Annotated in this window: 5 protein-coding genes; 3 read left to right on the top strand and 2 right to left on the bottom strand. The window is 64.9% G+C overall.

Features of this window, described 5'->3' with window-relative positions:
- Positions 1-19: 19 nt before the first annotated feature.
- The 3 genes from BFN10_RS20730 to BFN10_RS20720 all read left to right on the top strand — a co-directional run bounded on the left by BFN10_RS20730 (position 20) and on the right by BFN10_RS20720 (position 5,194).
- Positions 20-1,807 (top strand): tyrosinase family protein, encoded by a 1,788-nt coding sequence (locus BFN10_RS20730; protein WP_083351582.1) that lies wholly within the window; start codon positions 20-22, stop codon positions 1,805-1,807.
- Positions 1,804-3,537 carry a hypothetical protein gene (locus BFN10_RS20725; RefSeq protein ID WP_071491224.1) on the top strand — a complete coding sequence of 578 codons (1,734 nt, stop codon included), beginning with the start codon at positions 1,804-1,806 and terminating at the stop codon, positions 3,535-3,537. The genes BFN10_RS20730 and BFN10_RS20725 overlap by 4 nt, the downstream gene beginning before the upstream one ends.
- A gap of 67 nt (positions 3,538-3,604) precedes the next feature.
- Positions 3,605-5,194 (top strand): hypothetical protein, encoded by a 1,590-nt coding sequence (locus BFN10_RS20720; protein WP_083351581.1) that lies wholly within the window; start codon positions 3,605-3,607, stop codon positions 5,192-5,194.
- 67 nt (positions 5,195-5,261) lie between these two features.
- Here the strand turns inward: BFN10_RS20720 and BFN10_RS20715 are convergent, their stop codons facing one another.
- Together BFN10_RS20715 and BFN10_RS20710 are read right to left on the bottom strand one after the other, a co-directional pair.
- Positions 5,262-17,504: a filamentous haemagglutinin family protein gene (locus BFN10_RS20715; protein ID WP_071491223.1), complete on the bottom strand. Its 12,243-nt coding sequence runs from the start codon at positions 17,502-17,504 to the stop codon at positions 5,262-5,264.
- Between the two features lie 205 nt (positions 17,505-17,709).
- Positions 17,710-18,897, bottom strand: coding sequence for a substrate-binding domain-containing protein (locus tag BFN10_RS20710; protein ID WP_071491222.1), 1,188 nt, complete (start codon positions 18,895-18,897; stop codon positions 17,710-17,712).
- Positions 18,898-18,950 lie beyond the last annotated feature (53 nt).

The raw sequence follows: 18,950 nt of genomic DNA, 5'->3' as shown, positions 1-18,950 counted from the left end.
GCGGCATGAGAGGGATCTGATGATAGTCGCGAAACCGACATGGACCGGTGATATCAAGGCGCTGTTCAGCGCCCCCTACTGGATACCCGCCGCCCAGCGCGCCGCCGTCGCCGCCACCTGGGTCGGTTGCATGAACGCCTATGAGGTGTTCCTGGAAGACCCGGCCTCGGTCCAGACCTGGTCGCAAACCATCTACCAGCACCTGGCCTCGCGCAACATGCCGCTGACCACCGATCAGCAACAGTTCTGGCCGATGGATGCCCTGGAAACCTTCCGCCTTTGGGTCAACCAGGGTTGGCGGCTGGACAGCATCTCGCCGTTTGACCTGGCCGAGCGCATTCCGCCACCGGCATTGCCACACCCGGTCAAGCGTGTGCGCCAGGACATCCGCTCCCTGAGCCCCGAAGCACTGAACCTGTACCGCGCCAAGCTGGATGACGTAATGCACATCGGCGACCCCGACAGTGGCTCGCCCTGGCAGCGCTATGCCTACATCCACACCAACTGGTGCCTGCATTACCAGGAAGCCTTCGCCCTGTGGCACCGCGCTTACCTGCTGTACCTGGAAGCACTGATCGACTGCGCGATCCCCTACTGGGACTGGATGGCCGCAGACGCCAGTGTCGACGGCAGCCCCCAGGCCGGCTTGCCCCAGGCGTTCCTCGATGAAACCTACGTGCACCCCCGCACCGGTGTGGTGCGGCGTAACCCGTTGCGTTATGCGGCGGCCAAGGATGGCTGCTCCAAGGTCTGCGCCACCGCGCCGGTCGAGGGTGTCGACTGCCTGTACGTGCAGCGCAACCCGCTGTTCTACACCCAGGGCGAGGCCTTTCGGTTCGAGCGCACCCAGCTGTATGGCATGAGCCGGATCTTCCAGCAGCAGGTGGTCGATGCGCTGGCGTTCACCACCTTCAGCCAGCCCCAGGGTGTGCCAGGCTATCCGTGGGCCAACATCACGGCCTTCGACCCGCCGCAACCGGACAACCTGTACCCCAACCGTGCGCTGAATTTCGACGGACTCTACGAGCAGCCCCACGACAACTATCACGGCTGGATCGGCGGCGACATGGCCGACAACGCCTACACCGCCTTCGACCCGGTATTCTGCTCCTATCACGCCAACATCGACCGCATGCTGGAGGTCTGGATCCGCGCCAACCCGGCGGCGCAGTACACTACCCAATGCCTGTTGCAACCCTTCGCCGGGCATCAGGCCGATGACGTGACCTTCACTAGCGCCGACGCCTGGCGCTACACCACCCTCGGCGACATGGCCCAGGACAGCCGGCACATCGGCTACGACTATGGCACGCCAGTCGCCCCGCAGTTCGGCGCGGCCAAGGCTGCGTGCTGCCGTCAGTCCCAGGCGGCAGGCACCGGTCCGTGGGTGGTGTTCGACCATGTGCGCTGCACCCACGACACCTACCTGATCGACGTCTTCCTCAACCAGCCCGACGCCACCGCGCAACACGCCCGCGCCGATAACCCGCATTACGTCGGGCGCTTCAGCCGCATCGGCATGGGCCTGGTCGACGACAAGGGCCGCTGCGTCACCCTGGGCGTGTCGCGGGCGCTGAACGCTGCGCGCAATGCCCGGGTACTCAAGCTCAAACCGACCGACACAGCGCAGTTATCGCTGGTCGTGACCCACTCCGATAGTGGCCAGGTATTGACGGCCGATGCATACGCGCCGCTGCCTGGCTTTATCGCCGAACTGGTGTGGGACGACCCGCGCCAAACCTCTGCCGGCCCCGCTCCGGGCGCCGGTTGCTGCTCCACCAACACCGATGCTGGAGAACCGACATGAGCACACCCTTCACCCAATTCACCTCCCCTGCCGAACAAGCGCCCAAGGACTACAACAAGTTGGGCCTGGAGGACCAGTTGCCGGCGTTCGAAACCGACTGGAACAACAACGTCACCGGCTGGACCCAGATGTCGATCATCGGCAACCCCTGGTCCAACCTCAACGATGCACCGCGCTCGGGCTATTACAACCCGCTGGAGAGCGGCTACGGCACGCTGAAGCCAAAGACCATCACCTGGCAGCCCTTCCCCAATCGGCTGTGGACGTTTTTCTATAACGAGGGCGCTGCCGTGGTCCCGCAACTGGGCGGCAAGGCCATGACCCTGGACCAGGTGATGCAACTGACCGACCACGGCCAGATCACCCTCAACGACACCCTCTATTCGCTGTACCCGGACCCCAAGGCCACCCAACTGCAGATCCCCAGCGTGCTGTGCAAATCCATCAACTGGAACGGCCCCTACGCCGACTTTTCGCCCTCGGGTCCACGGGGCTGGCTGGACGAATACTGCGAGTGGTCGATCACCCGCGACCCCGACGGCAAAATGCGCAGCATCATGTTCACAAGCGAGAACCCGGCGTATTTCCTGACCATGTGGAACATCGACCCGGGTGCCGTGCTGGGCCTGTACCAGGCGTATGTCGACCCGCAGGTGAAACTCGAAGACCTGTACCTGCGCTACACCGCCGACGGCCCGACCGGCAAAGCCGGCGAACCGGTACTCGACCCCACCACCGGCCAGCCCGCCTACGACACCGTGAACAAATGGAACAGCGGCACCGTGCGCATACCGGGCGTGTCGGGCGGCGCGATGCACCTGACTTCCGGCCCCAATACCCTGAGCGCCGAGATCTACCTGGCGGCGGCGGCCACCATCCTGCGGCCACTCACCAGCAGCCAGAACCAGCAGAGCCTGATCTGCTGCGCGCAATACGGGCAGAACTACCGCAACTCCGACCCGCATATCGGGTTCTCCGCGAACCAGGCGGCGGTCAACAACCTGATCTCGTTGACCAACCCTATCGGCCTGTACCTGCAGCAACCCAAGTCCTTCAGCACCTGGAAAGGCCCGCAAGGCCAGGATGTCAGCAGCTACTGGCGCGTTACCCGTGGCACCGCCGGCACCGGCCCGAACAACTCCGACCAGATTCTCCAGGCGGTCTTTGAGGTGCCGGCCAGCGCGGGGTTCTCGATCAATGAGATCACCATCAACGGCGCGCCGATCGACTACGTGTGGGTGATCGCCAACGAACTGAACGTGGCCCTCAGCGTGACCCCTGCGCCGCTCACGGCCCAGCCCAAGGAGTGTGCCTGCGTGGCGGCCAACACCACCGATGCGCAACCCTGGCCCGTGCAGTTGCTGCCGATTGACCTGTTCTACGGCCAATCCCCCAGCGACTTGCCGGCCAGCTTTGCCCCCGGCAGCTCAGGCCAGTTCGTATTGGTGGTACAAGGCGCCGACCCGAACACCACGGCGGCGGATGCACGGGTGCAGTTCTCCAACCCGGGCATCACGGCCCAGGTCACGCAGTTCCTGCCGGATGCCTCGGCGATTCCCGGCCAGACCGACGGCGGCGGCACCCAGGGCTACATCATGACCATCACCGTCAGCAGCAACGCGGCGCCGGGGCTGGTCAGCGTGCGTGCGCTGAACCCCAGCGAAGCGGCCAACCCGAGTGCCTCCGAGCACCCCTGGGAAAGCGGCCTGGCCCTGGTGCCCAGCGCCTGAGTGCCTCCCGGCCGCCCATGCCTGGCCTGGGCGGCCGCCCCTTGAGTCTTGAGCAAGGAATGCGATCATGAACGGATGGCTTCGCCCGCTGCGCCGGGCACGCTTGCGTATTGCCTGCGCAATCACCTGCACCCTTCTCCCACTGCTGGCCGCCACACCGGCCAATGCCGCCTCGGACGCCCAGAGCTGCGTCAGCCAGCTGGTGTTCGATCCCACCAGCGGCGGCTTCCTGCCGGTGAACAATTTCGGCACCGAGCAGGCTTTTCTCAATTGTTTCGGCTGGCAGTTGTTCATCGCCATGAACTGGCCGGTCAATCCCGGCTGGCCGGCCAACCCAAGCCTGGCCGGTGAGCCGGACACCCAAAGCAGCGCGGCCCAGTTCGGCGTGCCGCCAACCCCCGGCCAACCGATGAGCAATGCCCCGGTGTGGGCCAGCTACAAGGATGCCAGCGAAATCTTCCTGCCCGGCGCGGCCAAGCCGTCCGGCTGGGGCGTGGAAACCCTGGTGCCGTCCAATTGCACCGCCACCGGCAACCTCAAGGCGTTTGCCACGGGGGCGCGTAAATTCATCACCGCCACCTCGGAAAGCGCGATCAACCGCAAGCACCGCTTCCACCTGTCCAGCGGCACCCAGGTGACCCTGCCGGATTCGATCATGGAAGCGTCCGGCGGCTGGCTCACGGACCAGTCGGGCAACCTGGTGTTTTTCGAGCGCAAGGTGGGCAAGGCCGAGTTCGACTACATCGTCGACAACGGTTTGTACGACGCCGCCAACCAGCTGATCGTGGCGCAAAACAGCGACAACCGACACCCCGCCGGCCTGTCACTGCCGGCCGGCAAGCCGGTGCGCGAGCTGCCGGCCAAGGCGCTGCCCCAGGAGGAGCTGGGTGCCCTGGAACTCAAGGCGGCCTGGCGCGTGCTCACCAACAAGCCCGACTTGTACGGGCGCTACCTGACCACCGTGGCCTGGCTGCAACGCCCGGACACGCTGCAATGCACCCAGGAAGTGATAGGCCTGGTAGGGCTGCATATCATCAACAAGACCCAGACCCAGCCGAACTTCATCTGGACCACCTTTGAGCAGATCGACAACGTGCCCGATGGCGGCGCCGCCCCACCCCAGGGCTACAGCTTCAACAACCCCGAGTGCACCGGCGATGCCTGCGCGCCAAACGTCGCCCGCGTGCAGTGCGACGCCACCCACACGCCGCCCGACTGCACGCCCCTGGACCAGCCGGTGCAGGCCACCCGGCTCAACGCCACGCCCCAGGACATGCAGGCGCTGAACACGGCGGTGCAGCAGACCTTCGCCCAGCAGACCCAGGGCCAGTCGGTGTTCCAGTACTACAAACTGGTGAACGTGCTGTGGTCCAAGACGCCCAACGCCCCCAACGATCCAGGCCCTGGGCCGAACGTGAAGGTGCCGCTGTCCTATGGGCCGTTTGTCAGCGACCAGAGTGTCGTGGTCGCCAACACCACGATGGAAACCTACGTGCAGACAGACAACTGCAATGACTGCCACCAGTACGCGGCGATTGCCGGCAAATCCGGGCTGGCGTCGGACTTCTCGTTCCTGTTCGGCAATGCCGACTCGGCGAAAAATACGCGGCTGATCAAACGCATCGAGTCGTTCAAGACCCTCAAGGACAACCCGTAACCGGCGCAAAAAAAGGGGCGATCATTGATCGCCCCGAACGGTACATCGAGAGGTCCCTTCCAAAGCCTTACAAACTGATCTGCTTGCGCTCCTCATCCGTCAGCCGCGCTCGCGCCTGTTCGCTCAGCGGCCCGGCGCCCAGCACCTGCACCGGGCTGTTGGGGTTGTAGCCGGAGGTTTTCTGCGCCGGCGCAGGCTCCTGCGGCAACGGTTCGGTGCCCAGGCTCAACACTTCCACGGTCATGATCGACGGCCTGCCCTGTTTGGCGGCCGCCTGCTGGCTGCGCGCCGCGTCTTCCGCGGCCTGGGACGCCGCCGCTCCGGCCGCGCTGGCCGACGTCATGGCGTTGGTGTTGACCGCAGCAGACACCGGCACCCCGGACGACTTGCCCTGGCTCTGGATATTCGCCGCGTTCACCACGCGCAAGGCGGCAATGTTGACGTTGCCGGACACACGAATGCCCGCCTCGCCGGCATCGATGGTGCCCAGCGGTGCGATCAGGTCGATGTCCCCCGCCGGCACTTCCGGGATCGGGTTGAGCGTGGCGATCCCCGCACCGGTACTCGGCACCGACGGCGACAGGCCGACGTTGCCCCAGTTGTCATACACACGCTTGGGCGGCGTGTACACCACGGTGGTCTTGGAACCGCGCCCGGCGTTGATGTCGCCTTCGCTGGTCCAGCCCATGATCGAGCCGCCGAAGGTGGTCATGATGCGGCTCTGGCCCAGCAGGATGCTGCCCAGGGAATACAGCTGGATATCCCCCGCGCCCTGGGTGATCACCCCCGCCGTCGACGGTGGCGCCGCGCCTTCGATACCGAAGGTCTGGCTGCCGCCCGGCGTGAGCATCTGGATGGAACCCCCGAAGTTGGTGTGCACACCCGCGCCACCGAACATCGTGATGTCGCCTTTGTAGGTGATCGGGTTGCCGGCCACGTCCTTGTCCGGGAACAGCGCCGCAATCGCCGCGCGGCCACGCAGGTAGCTGCCCTGGCGCACGCTGCCAGCGGTGTTGTACTCACGGCCGGCGGCCTTGAGCTCGGCGAAGTACACGTCGCGGGCGAACACCCGTTGTTGCTCGGCGGGGAGCGCCGCGTAGTAAGTGCGGGCCTGTTCGGCGTCTCCGGTAAACCCGAAGCGCTCGACCAGCCAGGCGAGCAATTCCCTCTCGTAGGTCTTGGCGACCTTGCTGCCCTGGATCGACTCACCCGGCAGCGCCAGGTTGGCGGGGTTCAAGTAAGCCTCGACAAACCGACGGTAGTCCGGCCCCTTGGGCCCGACACCGGCTTGCAGGACGATGCTGGCACCCGCTCGGTTGTCGCCGGCCGCCACGGCGCCCAGACTGTTCACGCCCACCTGATCGTCCATCTGGATAGTGCGCCCGGCCGTCAGCTCAAGGGTCCCGGGGCCCGCGACATTAAAACTGCTGTAGAGGATGTCGCGCCCGGCGCTGGCAATGGAGATATCAGTCGCCCCCGTGTGCACGAACAGGTTACCGATGAACGTGTATTCACCGGTGCTCACGTCCCCGCCAAGGGCACCATTCAAGCGGGTGCCGCTGCTGACGATATCGCGCCCGGCGAGCATCCAGACCGGGCCTGCACCTTCGTAGTAGGTCTGACCGAAGCGTGGATCGTTTGCCCCATAGAGACTGAGCGCCCGTCCACTGTTGACCCCCAGCAGGTCACCGCTGAGCGCATAGAAACGCGCCGGTTCCAAGGCGCCGCCCCATGCCATGCTCGCGGTGTCAGGGCCAAACGCGAACAGCGGGTGAAGCCCCAGGCGTGCGATGTTGCCATCACTGGAAAGATTGCCGCTGCCTGCGACCGGCAAGCTGTTGATGAAGCCCAGGAACGCCGGACGCTGGATCGTCGCCAGGCTTTGCGGACTTGCGCTGGAACGGCTGATGGTCAAGTCGCCGCCGTAGATCGAATCGCCCGCCAGCAATTCCAGTTGACCGTTGGCCGACGGTGCCAGCACCAGCGCCTGCAATGGCTGCGGCACATTCGGGTTACTCGTCGACGCACGGCCGTAGTACAGGCTGCCGCTGGCGGCGACCGCACGCAATGTGGCGGGGTAGACCGCCGCCATATCGGTTTCCAGCGTCTGGGTCAGTGGTGTGAGGTTACCGCCGGAGGAGAACAGATCGACTGCCGTACGGTCGGTCCACAGGCTGAACCAGCTCTGTCCTACCCCGTTGACGCCTTCCTTTGCGTAGGCCAAGGCATTCATCTGCGGTACGCGGCCTGGATCGGCGACATCCTGGAGGACCAGGTCGCCCCGGGTAGCCAGGCTGAAGGTCGAATCCCCTGGCAGCAGGCTCAAGCCGCCGGCCGCCATGGCCGAGGTGGAGCGCAGCGGGTCGTAGGCGCGCACTTCGCTGGGGCTCTGGTCCCTGGACTGGTTGCCGTAACGCAAGGTCAGGCTGCCCAGGCTGCCGCCCGTCACTTGTACGTGGCCGCGCAGGTTCACCAACGAGCCATTGAGGTGATCGACGGTGACCTGACTGGCGGGGTTCAGCGCATCGCCCACCCGCAGGTTCAAGTCGCCACCACCGCTCAGTTGCACACTGCCATCGGCCGCGACCCGCCCTGTACCGCCGACCGCCAGAACGAGGCCTTGGCTGCGTGGGCTGACGTTCTGGGCGGTTGACGACAGCGCACTGATGATTCCCGCATTGCCCCCCACATCAACCGTGAGGTTGCCGCCACCCAGGGTGCCGAACCCGGTAAAACCGACCATCTGGTCCGAACGCACGTTAGCGACGTAAGAACCGAAATTGATCCACCAGGCGGTCGCTTGTGCCTGGCTGCCCTCCAGGTTATTACCCTGTCGCCACAGCCAATTGCCGACATTGGCTGAATCCAGCCCCAGGTCGACAGGCACAGGACGCGCAACGCCATTCTGCGCAGGGCTGGTGATATTGCCTGTCAGGTCGCCCCCCACTTTGACCAGCACATTGCCGCCCGTGTCTGGGTACCAGGCGCGGTACAGGCTGTCGGGGCCACCGTTGACCCACTTTTCGTTACCGCCGACGTTACCCAGGACCTTGCCATTGCCGCCAAGGGCACGCTTGAGGTTATACGGGTCGCCAGCCGAGGTGCCCGTGGAGGAGCTGCCGGCGGTGTAGACACCGTACAACGACTCCATGCTCAGGTTGCCGCCTGCCAGCAAATCCAAGTCCGCAGCGCCGGTGCGGATGACACTGAAACGCGTACTGCCGCCCGCCAGCAAGGTGTAGGCATCGCCCTCGGACGAGCAGTATTCCGGCATATCGTCACAAATCCCGGGGTAGGCGTAGCCATCATTCACATCGATGGGCTTGCCCACCATGCTGTTGTCGCCATAGACATCCAAAGAGCCCTGCTCGGTCCAGACCAGCGCACCCTGCCCGTACATCCCATAGTGACTGTCGGCCAACCGAAGGTTGCCGGTGACCGGGTGCGGTTGCAGCAGGCGACTGTCCGCCGCGCCGGTATCCGCGCCGGCCACCAGCCGAATCGACCACGCTTGCGAGCCTTCCTCCAGCATCGGCGCAATCGCCCAGTTCTTGCCCTGGCGCCCGGCATCGGCGACACGCAGCTGTACCGACGCCGCACCGTCCGGCAACTTGACATCGGTACCCGACGGCAACAGCGCGCCACGGGGCAAGACTTTACTGCCTGCCAGCTTGAGGCTGGTAGCCAAAGGCACTCCCTTGGGCCAGATCAGCCCGTTGACATTGGCCGCACTGCCCAACAAGGTGCCGGCGTCCAGCGTGCTGCCGGCGGCGAGGGTCTGGCTCTGAACCAGCAGCGTGCCCGCGGCGAACAGCACATTGCCCGATGCGTCCCGCACGGCGGCGGCCAACACCGTCCCGGCAGGCAGCACCAAGGACTGGCTGAGCGTTGCCGCGACGGGCAACCGCGTGCCAGCAGGCAGGAACAGCGGCTGCGTCGGCACATCGAAATTGAGCGTCACGCCGCCTGGGAACAGGGTGCCATCCGCCAGGGTCACACCACTGCCCGGCACCACCACCGTGCCGCCGGTGTAGTCGATACCTGCACGCAGGACCCAGCCATTGTCATCATCGGTTTGCGGCGGCGGCGCAAAGCCGTCGTTGATGCTGCCGTAGATATTCAGGTCGCCACCGGCGCGCAGGGTCAGGCTGCCGGCCTCGGTAGGTTGGGTCGACTTGAGGCTGGCGTAGCGATAGCCGGACAAATCCAGGTCGCCCTGTACCACCAGGTCGCCGTCGGGCGTCTTGCTGATAATCTCCACACCAGGCCGCAGGTGGAAAACATCGCCGTAGGTGGCGTTATTCAGGCCTGCCAGTTTGTTCTGCAGCAGGTTGGTATTGCCGAGCGCAGCATTGATGAACGCCGTGCTCAGTGCGTGCTTGCCGTCGAGGTAGGCTTGGTCGATCGCCTGGTACGGACGTCCGTTCGGGGTGGCATCGGTCCTGGTCGGGGCATCGTCGTAGGTGACCATGCCATTGAGCGCGATGGAGCGTGCGCCGGTGATGGTCAGGCGCCCACTGGCATCGATGGCAATGTCATCGCCGCCCAGACGGGGCGCGTTGAGCTCCAGGGTGCCGAGACTGCGTCCGTCATTACCGGCCCCTGCCCCCGTGCCATGGCGCAGGTCGATGCGCACGCCATCGGCCAGGGTCAACTGGCCCTGGCCTGAGCCGAGCACAACGGTGGCGCGGTTCGGCGCGTCGATGACCTTGCCATAACTGTCCACGCGCACTTGCGTGCCATGGGCATCGAGCACCGCCGTACCGTCCAGGACCAGGCCGTTCCTGGCGGCCAGGTTGATGCTGCCGACGCGCTCGCCGCTGGCGTCTACCAGGCCGGTAACGCGCAGGCTGCCATTGTCTAGCGAAACGTTGACGCTGTTGGCCTTCACATCGCTGCCGATGATCAGATCGCCTTGCTTGAGCTGAAAGCTGCGCGAGCCATACACCTGGCCTTGATTGAGGCGTTGATTGAGGGCGGCGAACTGTTCATTCAATGTGCCGCTTGTGCCCAGCCGCTGGGCCTGGATCTCCACCGCGCCCGCCAGGTAAGGCACCCGCGTACCGCCGGCATCGTAGTCGCCGCTGCTGCCAGCGACGATCCTGCCCGCCAGGTCGACGGTGCCCGCCGCGCCCTCTACGGCCACCGCCCGCAGCCGACCCGCCTGGTTGTGCTGCGCCGACAGGTCGATGGTCGAACCGACCGCCTGCAGCACGTTGCCCGCACGGCTTTCCAGCAGGACCTCGCCGCCAGCGCTGTATTTAGTCAGGTCGTTGAAAGCAATGGCCCGGCCGGCCACATCGATCAAGGCCGCATCAGTCAACACCACATCGCCACGGGCGCCCAGGGTGAGCTTGCCGCTGGGCAATACCACCGCGCTGGCCAGGCGGATGCTGTCACCCTGCAAGGACAACTCGCCGCCAATGCCCTTCGCTTCGCCCACCGGCCCCGCCGAGGCGCGCACATCAATCGCGCCACCGGCTGTGATCCGGTTGACTGAGCCGGCTTCACCGCTCATCAACGGTGTGAGGATATTCAGGTTGCCGCCGTTGTAGGCAAAGCCCTTGATCGCGTCATAGGCGCCCTGACGCTGATACACCGAGAGGCTGCCCTTATGGTTGGCGGTGATGCGCTGGCTGGCGTTCAGGTTGACGTTGGCAAAGCCCAGGGCCAGGCGGTCAAAGGACTGGGTGGTGCTTGGCTGGGCAAAATCCCCATAGCCGAACTCGATGCGCTCGGCATGGATATCCAGGCGCCCGCTGCCGCTGCCGGCACCGTCAGTCACTGCCGCCACGGGCGGTGTCGCGGCCCCCTGCCAGATCAGGTTGGCGGTATGGATGGTGGCTACATCGTTGGCGCCGCCCGCACCATAAATAGCCGGCGTGGACAGCATCAGGTTGCTCAGCATCGACTTGCCGGTCGCCGAGTCATAAGTGTCCAGGGTCGTGGTGCCATAGAAGTTGAAGCTGTCGCGTGCCGACAGTTGCAGGGTTTCCAGGGCCGGCGCGCCAAATTGAGTGTCCCCCCGCAGCAGGCGCTCCAGGACTTGCTGGGTGAGGGTCATGCCCGCCGGCAGGCGATTGCCGGCAGCGGCGGCGGCCAAGGCTTCGGGGCTGCCGACGTTGATGCTGGATACGCCCAGGTTCAGGTGACGGGTGCCATAACGCACGTCCGCCCCCATCTGCAGGGTGCTGTCGGTCAAGGCAACGAGTGTGCCTTCGGAATACAAAGCGGTCTGGCCGCTGCACAGCGTGCCAGTGCAAGCCCCCAGCTCGATCCCGCCGCTGGTCACACCTGCCATCGGCGTTGCTGCGACCACGTTGAGCAGGCCGTTGGACACCGCCAGCATATTGGGCATGTTGTACACAAAGCCGTCACGTGCGTCATAACTGGCCTTGCCGCGACCGATGGTGTTGATCGAGGCCCCCTGTTCGACGGTTACCTTGCCGGTAGAGGACACCAGCAACACTTCCGGCGCCGCCAGGTTCGCGCCTTCGCGCAGGTTGATGTTGCTCAAGGCTCCGTTGGCCAGGTTGATGTAGTTGCCGCCCTGACCGTAGGTCACCACGGTCAGGCCACCGATCAACAGACGCGCCGCGCCGAGCGCGTTGAGGCTCTCGGCCTCGACGCTGATGCCGCTGAAACCCGAGGTTGCGCCCTTGCCTGCCGCGACGATCTCAATGTCCTTGCCCGTGCTCCTGTTGCCATTGGTCAACGCCACGGTGCCACCGTAACCGCCGTCGGCGGCCTCGAAGCGACCGATACCCTTGAACGAAAAGGCATTGGCACCCGCCCCCGGGCTGAGGTTCAGTTGCAGGGTCTTGGCATCCACCGGCAACAGCGCACGCGGCACCCCGAGGCGGGCCGCGTCGGCCACGGCGAATTGCGCATAACGAGTCTCGTTGTATTGGGAATAGCGGCGCAGGGTGTCGGCGGCGGTGAGGATCACCTGGCTCGCCGTACTGTTGCCGATGCCGGTATTGGCGATGGACAAGCGCCCCGCAGTGGACCATGAGCCGTTGCGCAGCAACTGGGTCGTGCCTTCGCTGCCGAGCCCCGCCAAGCCGTTGATTTCCAGGCGGAAGGCCCCCGGCATCAGGGCATAAGTGGACGGCATCAAGGTGTAGGTGCCCGCTGTCAGCCCCGGCACACCGGCACCGATCGTGATTTGCTGGCCAATCAACGGGTCGGTCGCCCCGCCCTCCGGCCCCACCGGGGCATAGCCCGGTTGCGCGCCCGGCACAATCGCGTAGACCGGGTTGGTGCCCAGCCCCGGCAACACAAAACCGCCGGTTGCCCCGAATTGCACCAGGGGGTTGTAGCGCGCATCGGTAGATCCGCCGCGCCCGGAAATAAACCCGGCCCCAAGCAGCTCGCCGCCACCGGAAAGGTCCACGGTAGCGTCAGGCTGCACCACCACCGATTCGCCACCCAGGACCATCCCGACATTCAGGCTGCCGTTCGCGTTAGGCAACGCCCCCTGCCCAAGGAACGTCACAGTCTTGCCGTTGTATTTGTAGACCTGGCCGTCTACCGTGCCGCCGTAGGGCAACACCAGTCCCTTGCCACTCACCGAGGTCAGGCTGCCGGGCAGCAGCTCGACGCGGCTGGCCCCGAGGTTGCCGATTTCGATCAGGCCCAGGGGCGCACGCACCACCCCGCCCTGCTTGATCGTCGGGCCGCCCAGTTGCAGGCGGCCAAACGCCGAGTACGGCATGGCGGCATCAGCAGTCCCCGTGCGCGCGATCGTCAAGGTACGGGTCGGGTCGTACTTGAAGCCAGAGAAGGCATCGATAAAGCCGGCCAGCACCCGTGCGCCAACGTCCGTCGCCGGGTACAACTGCGCGGCGCGCAGCGTCATATCGCCTTTGGTCATCAACTGAGTACTGATGCCATGCGCGATCACGTCCGCCCCGGCACCGGCCAGGAAGCGCAGGTCACCCTGGCTGCTCAACTGCACATCATCGAAGCCACGGCGATCGATGCTCTGCTTGCTGGCATCGCTCAGCGTCAGGTCACTCTGGTTGCCGAACAGCACATTGCCGCGCACGTCGATCAGATTGCCACTGGCCTGGAACAGCGCCTGGCTGGCACGTTGCGACAGGTTGGACGCCAGCACCGGATGCAGGTACTGGTCCTTGCTGGGGTCCAGCGGCGCAAGGATGCCGGCCAGCAGCAGATAAGGCGCAGACAGGTTGATGCGAGCGTTGGCGGCGGCGTTTTCGGCAAGGCCCATGGCGCCGCTGTACAGGCGCAGGCTTTGCCCCATGTTCAGCGACACATCACCGTCGAAGCTCAACACGCCGTTGCTGAGCAAGGCCAGGTTATCAAAGCCGCCGGTGGTGACCTGGTCCACACCGAGGCGGCCATGGCCGTACTCGAGGGTGTCCGGGAGGGGGCTGGCTTGATGGGACTGGCTGAGCACCAGTTCACGCACCTTGAGCATCGGGTCGGTGACCGCCGCCTTGAGGTAGTAAGGCGTTTCCAGTGCCAGCGATAAACTGCCGCCCGCCGCCGCGGCACCGCCGGCCCGGGCGACCAAGCTGCCATCCAGATACAGGCCATTGTTGGACGCAACGCTGATGCTGCCGCCATTGCTGGCCACCTGCACCCGGCCCTGGCCCGGAATGTCGAGCATCGCCTGGGCACCGGAAGCGTCCAGGCGCGCGCCGTCGCGCACCACCACAAACAGGTCGCTGGCCTTGGCAATGCCGGTGGCCAGGTCAATTTCGCCGCCGAGGCTGATCCTGCCACCCTGGCCGACCTGGCCGTAGAGGCGCCCGCGATTGTCCGCGGCACTGATCGCACGGGCTGCTACATCGATCACCGCGTGGTCGCCGACCCAGATCGAGCGGTTATGCCCGGCGGCATTGGCCACCTCGGAACCGACAGCGGTCAGGCCTCCCAGATTGACGCTGCCGCCCCAGGCATTGAGCGTGCCGTTGACCGTCAACTGGCCGACGCTGCGCAGGTTGATGCTCTGGCCCGGGTCGACGTTGATCACCGCGCCCCGGCCCACTGTCAGGGCCGTGGTAGCCAGTTCGGCCGCCGTGGATTCCTGCCGACCGGCAGTCAGGCTCAGGCTGGCGCCACGGCGCTGGGTCAGCACGCCTTTGGCAGCGTCTTGCTGATACAGCGCAGGGGTCCAGCGCTCCAATACCGTGGCAGGGTCGCCTCCCGTTGGCGCAGCGGACGTCTGCTCGCCAAGGCGATACACCGGCGTGGTGACATCCACCTGGGTGCCGTCAGTGACCAGCAGGCCCTCGTTGCCGGTGATGTCATAGGCCGAGAAGCCCTTGTTGAAGAAGTCTTGCGCCAGTTGCACGGTGCCGGCGTCAGGCGCCCCGGTGCTGTTGCCGATCTGTACCTTGCGGGCCTGCAACGCCAGGGTGCCGCCGCCATTGACACCATAACCGCGAATCTCGCCCTCCAGCCCCAGGCTGCCCAGTGCACCCAAGGTCACGTCACCGCCCTTGCCGCCGATGAGCTTGCCATCCACGCCGAGCGTGGCGCCGGAAGACGCCTCCACCACGCTGCCTGACGCCAGGTTCAGGTTGCCGGTGCTGCGCAGCGACACCCTGCCGCCGTTCACATAGGCCACGCCTTCACCAAGGCTCGGGTCCAGCGCCAGGTTGTTCCAGCGCCCGGCGGCGTCCAGCTTGACGCCTGTCGCCACATCGACCCGTCCGCTGCCCGCGAGGATCACATCGCCGACGGTGTTGCCCGCGTTGAGGTTGACCTGAGTGAGGATGTTGCCCGCGTTGATACTGCCCCCCCGGGCGGTGAGATTGGCGTTGATACCGACCCCCGGCCCGAACAAGGTGATGTCGCCGCCGTCTGCCACCTTGAGCGCACCATTCACCGTGATCTGCTGCTTGGCGCCCACCTTGATCGCGCCCAGTTGGTAACCGTTGAGCGGGTCGCTGTCGAGCACCATCTGGCCCTGGCGATCCGCTGGCAGCGCCGTGGTGAGGTCCAGGCCATCGGCGATTTTCCGGGTATTGCCATCGATCAGCACCTGGTCGGTGGTGCCGCTCAGGGCATAGCGCAGCGTGCCGGTGGTCTTGTTGTAGATCGGAATGTACTGGCCGATGATCAACTGCGCCCGCTGGGCCATGGCCTTCTTGGATTGCTGGTAGCCATCTAGGTTGATGTTGGGCGCCTGGGTCTGCCGATCGCCCTGGAACACATCACTGATCAACTGACCTTCCAACACCGCACTGGTGGTGCCGACCACCAGTTTGCCGGCGTCGCGGCCTACGGTGTAGCCGGCCTCGTAGCGGCGTTGCGGCGCGATCAGCGGGTTGTAGTAATACTCGGTCTGGCCCCAGCGCGCGCTGGTGTCTTCATAGCCCTTGTAGAACCCCGAATAGAGGATGTCGCCGGGCGCCTTGGACAATTCATACAAGCGGCCATTGGGCCCCTTGAGCCAGGTCTGCTGGATGTAACCGGCCTGCACGTCCACGGTGCCGCCGGACAGGTTGATCTGCGCGCCCGTCTGAGTGACCACATCCTTGCCGGTAAAGGTCACCGTGCCGCCCTGGGCCATCCATTCGCCGACCGAATGTCCTTGAGTACCGAGGTAACCGCCCACTTCCAGCAAGCCGCCGGCGGTGTACCAGCGATCCGTCGCGTAACCGTTGGTGCCTGCCGGTACAAACACCAGCTCGCGCAGGTCGACCCACACATCGTTGTTGATCAGTTGCCCGCCGTCACGGTTCACCGGAGCATCACGCTGCTCGTTACCCTGCACGTTGATCTTGATCGTGTTGGATGCCATCGACACCTTGACGCCGACCGCGCCTGAGACGTCGATCATCGCGCCATCGCGCACCAGGCTGCGCCCGGTAGCGCTGACCGCCACCTGGCCGCCGGTGGCCAGGGTGATCGAACCCTTCTGGAAGTCCACGGAGCCACCGCTGACGATCTCGACGCGTGATTGGTCGGTACGGTCAGCCACGGCACTGAGGTGGTTGAACCGGCCGGTGATCAGGTTGGCGGGTGTTCCGTCGAGTTTGATCAGCCCGTTGTCTTTCTGGCTGTTGAGGGCGGTGCTGCCACTAGCGTCCAGCAAGATCGCGGTGGTGCTGCCCTCGCCCAGGGTCACGCTACCGGTGCTGTCGCTGGCAGCGTTGAGCAGATGAATCGTGCCGCGAGTGTCCACCGAGGTGCTGGCCAGCGCCACGCCGTTTTGCTGCACCTGGTGGCCGGTGAGGGTGATATCGCCGGTGGAGGCCATGATCAGGCCGCTGTTGGTGACTTTGCCTGCGCTGCTGCCAGGGTTGAGGCTGGTCGCCACCTCATTGCCACGCGTGGTGGAGCGGTCGTTGCCCGTGGTGCCGACACCCTTGCGGATGTAGAAACTGTCGCCGGCGGCCAGGGTGGTCTGGCCCTTGGCGGTGATGACGGTGCCGGCGTTTTCCACTTCGGTACCGAGCAGCAAGGCATAGCCGCCGGCGTCGGTGGAGGTGGCCGGATTGTGGGTCTGGATCAACGCACCGCGCTGCACCTGGACCTTGCCCGCCGCATCGGTGAAGGTCGGCTGGGTGCCGTTGGCATCGACGTAGAGGCCGCGTTGGGTGAACTGCTCGTCGGTGATGTTCGCGGCGGCCGCCACCAGGTTGCGCACGTTGACCTGGCTGGTGCCGCCGAACACCACGCCGTTGCGGTTCATGATCATCACCGTACCGGCGCCGTTGATCTGGCCCTGGATCTCACTGGGGCGCGCATTGGGATCGTTGACGCGGTTGAGCACCGCCCAACTGGCCTGCTGCTGGAAGTCCACGGTGGTGTTGCGCCCGACGTTGAACGTCTCCCAGTTGAGGATCGCCTTGTCGGCGGTCTGCTCGATGGTCACCGTGGTCTTGCCGCCGGACTGGATCTGGGTCGGGTTCTTGGCGTGGGTCCAACCCTGGGTCAGGCTGTTGTCGACCTGCAGGCCGCCCTTGCCCAGGCCATCGGGAATCGCCGAGACCTGACCGAACGCCGCCTGTCGCCCTGCCGCTTGCGCAGCCTGCTGGGCCGCAATGGCCGCGACACTGGTGTTCAAGGTACTGATGGAGCGCGCCAACTGCTGCTTGACCCGCGCCTGCTGGTTCAATGAAGGAATCCCCGGCACCTGGCCGGCACCGGTACGCGCTGCCGTGGCCGCCTGGGACGCGCCCTTGTCGGCAAACCAGCCGGAACTGAACGCCGTGGCTGCCTGGGCGTTACCCGCCACCATCAATAAGGCAATGGCATGGGCCAAAGGCTTGAGACGCAGGACGGTCTCGGGGGCTTTCAGGTTGACCGGTGATTTGCAGCGGACCATCGGGAATCTTCCTTCTTTGTTATTACGCAGGGAGCAGGACAGGCTCACGTATGAGGATTAGGCGGTTGGCGAGGGACACGACTGAACTTCTGTCATGCAAAGTTCACATGACGCTGTCGGCGCGGCGGTGAACAGCACAAACGCAAAAATCAGCAACGGCGCAGGCCGTTGCTGATCAGGTGTTGCGGGTCTTTGAAAGCGTGGGTTACAGCGGACGACCGATGCCGTTGCAGACGTTGGTGTTGCCGATGCTCAGGGCATTGGTGGCGGTCAGGAAGCTACCGCGAATAGCGATTTTCCAGTTGTTTGGCAGTGGCACGAACGCGTTGGCTTCGATCGCTGCGTCGTTGTTGGCAGACGAACCGTAGTGCTTGGTGAAGAAGTCACGCACTTGGGTGGTCTGGGTGGCATCGGCGTAGCACTGGCTGAAGATCACGTTGGTGAAGCCCAGGATCGGGTAGCCCGACGTTGGGTAAGGCACCACACCCGCGGTGTTGGCTTTGCCGAACACGGGCACCCAAGCGTCAGGGTTGCCACGGTCAGCGACAGCAGGCAACGGCACGGCATTGATGGCGGCGGATACGTTGCTCGCTTTCGGCGATACACCCTGGACCGCCACACCGTTGACCACGTCCTTGCCCACGCGAGCGACTTTAGTTGCGTCATCCAGACCGGCCAGGGTCGGGGCGGCGAAGTCAGGGCTCATGTAGGTGATACCGCCGTCGGTACCGGCCAGGGTGGTCATCACGCCTTGGCTGCCAGTTGCGGAAACCGCGCCGGCAGGCAAGCCACCGGTGTAGCTGGTGCCGAAGGTGGTGGTGACATTGAAGGTGCCGGTTTCAGCGCACTTGGCATTCAGAAAGCGCGTGAACAGTTCGGTGGTGCCACTGCTTTCGCTGCGGTAAACCACTTTGATGGCGCCACTGCGACCCGAACCTGTGATACCGCTCCAGTCGGCGATACGGCCGGAGAACACACCGCACAGCTCGTTGATGCTCAAGTCAACGGCCGCAGTCCCGCTTTTGTTGAACGGGATGGCAACCGAAGTACCCACCGATGGCACTTGGATCAGCTTGCCCCAGGCAGGTTGCTTGGCCGACGCATACGTCGACAGTTCAGTAGCGCTCAGCTTGGAATCGCTGCCCGCCCAGTGCACGTTCAGGTTGGAAACGCCAGCCTTCAACTTGGTGTAGTCGTTGGTCAGGAAAGCTGCCTTGCCATTGCCGCTGCCCACACCGATGTACGGGGCAAAACCTGCGGTCAACACGCCAGACGTCTGGTACAGCGCTTGTGGCAGGGTTGCGCCGCCGCCGTTGATGTCAGCCATTGCAGCCTGGGCCGAGCACAGTGCAGCGAGGGTCATGGATACCGCGAGAACGTTGCGCTTAAACATGAAGAATCTCCTTTCGTCGTGTTTGTACGTTTGGGGTAGAGGGCTCTTGCATG

This window comes from Pseudomonas extremorientalis (assembly GCF_001870465.1).
In the GTDB taxonomy this organism is placed as follows: domain Bacteria; phylum Pseudomonadota; class Gammaproteobacteria; order Pseudomonadales; family Pseudomonadaceae; genus Aquipseudomonas; species Aquipseudomonas extremorientalis.
This window is presented reverse-complemented; position numbering and strand designations above follow the sequence as displayed.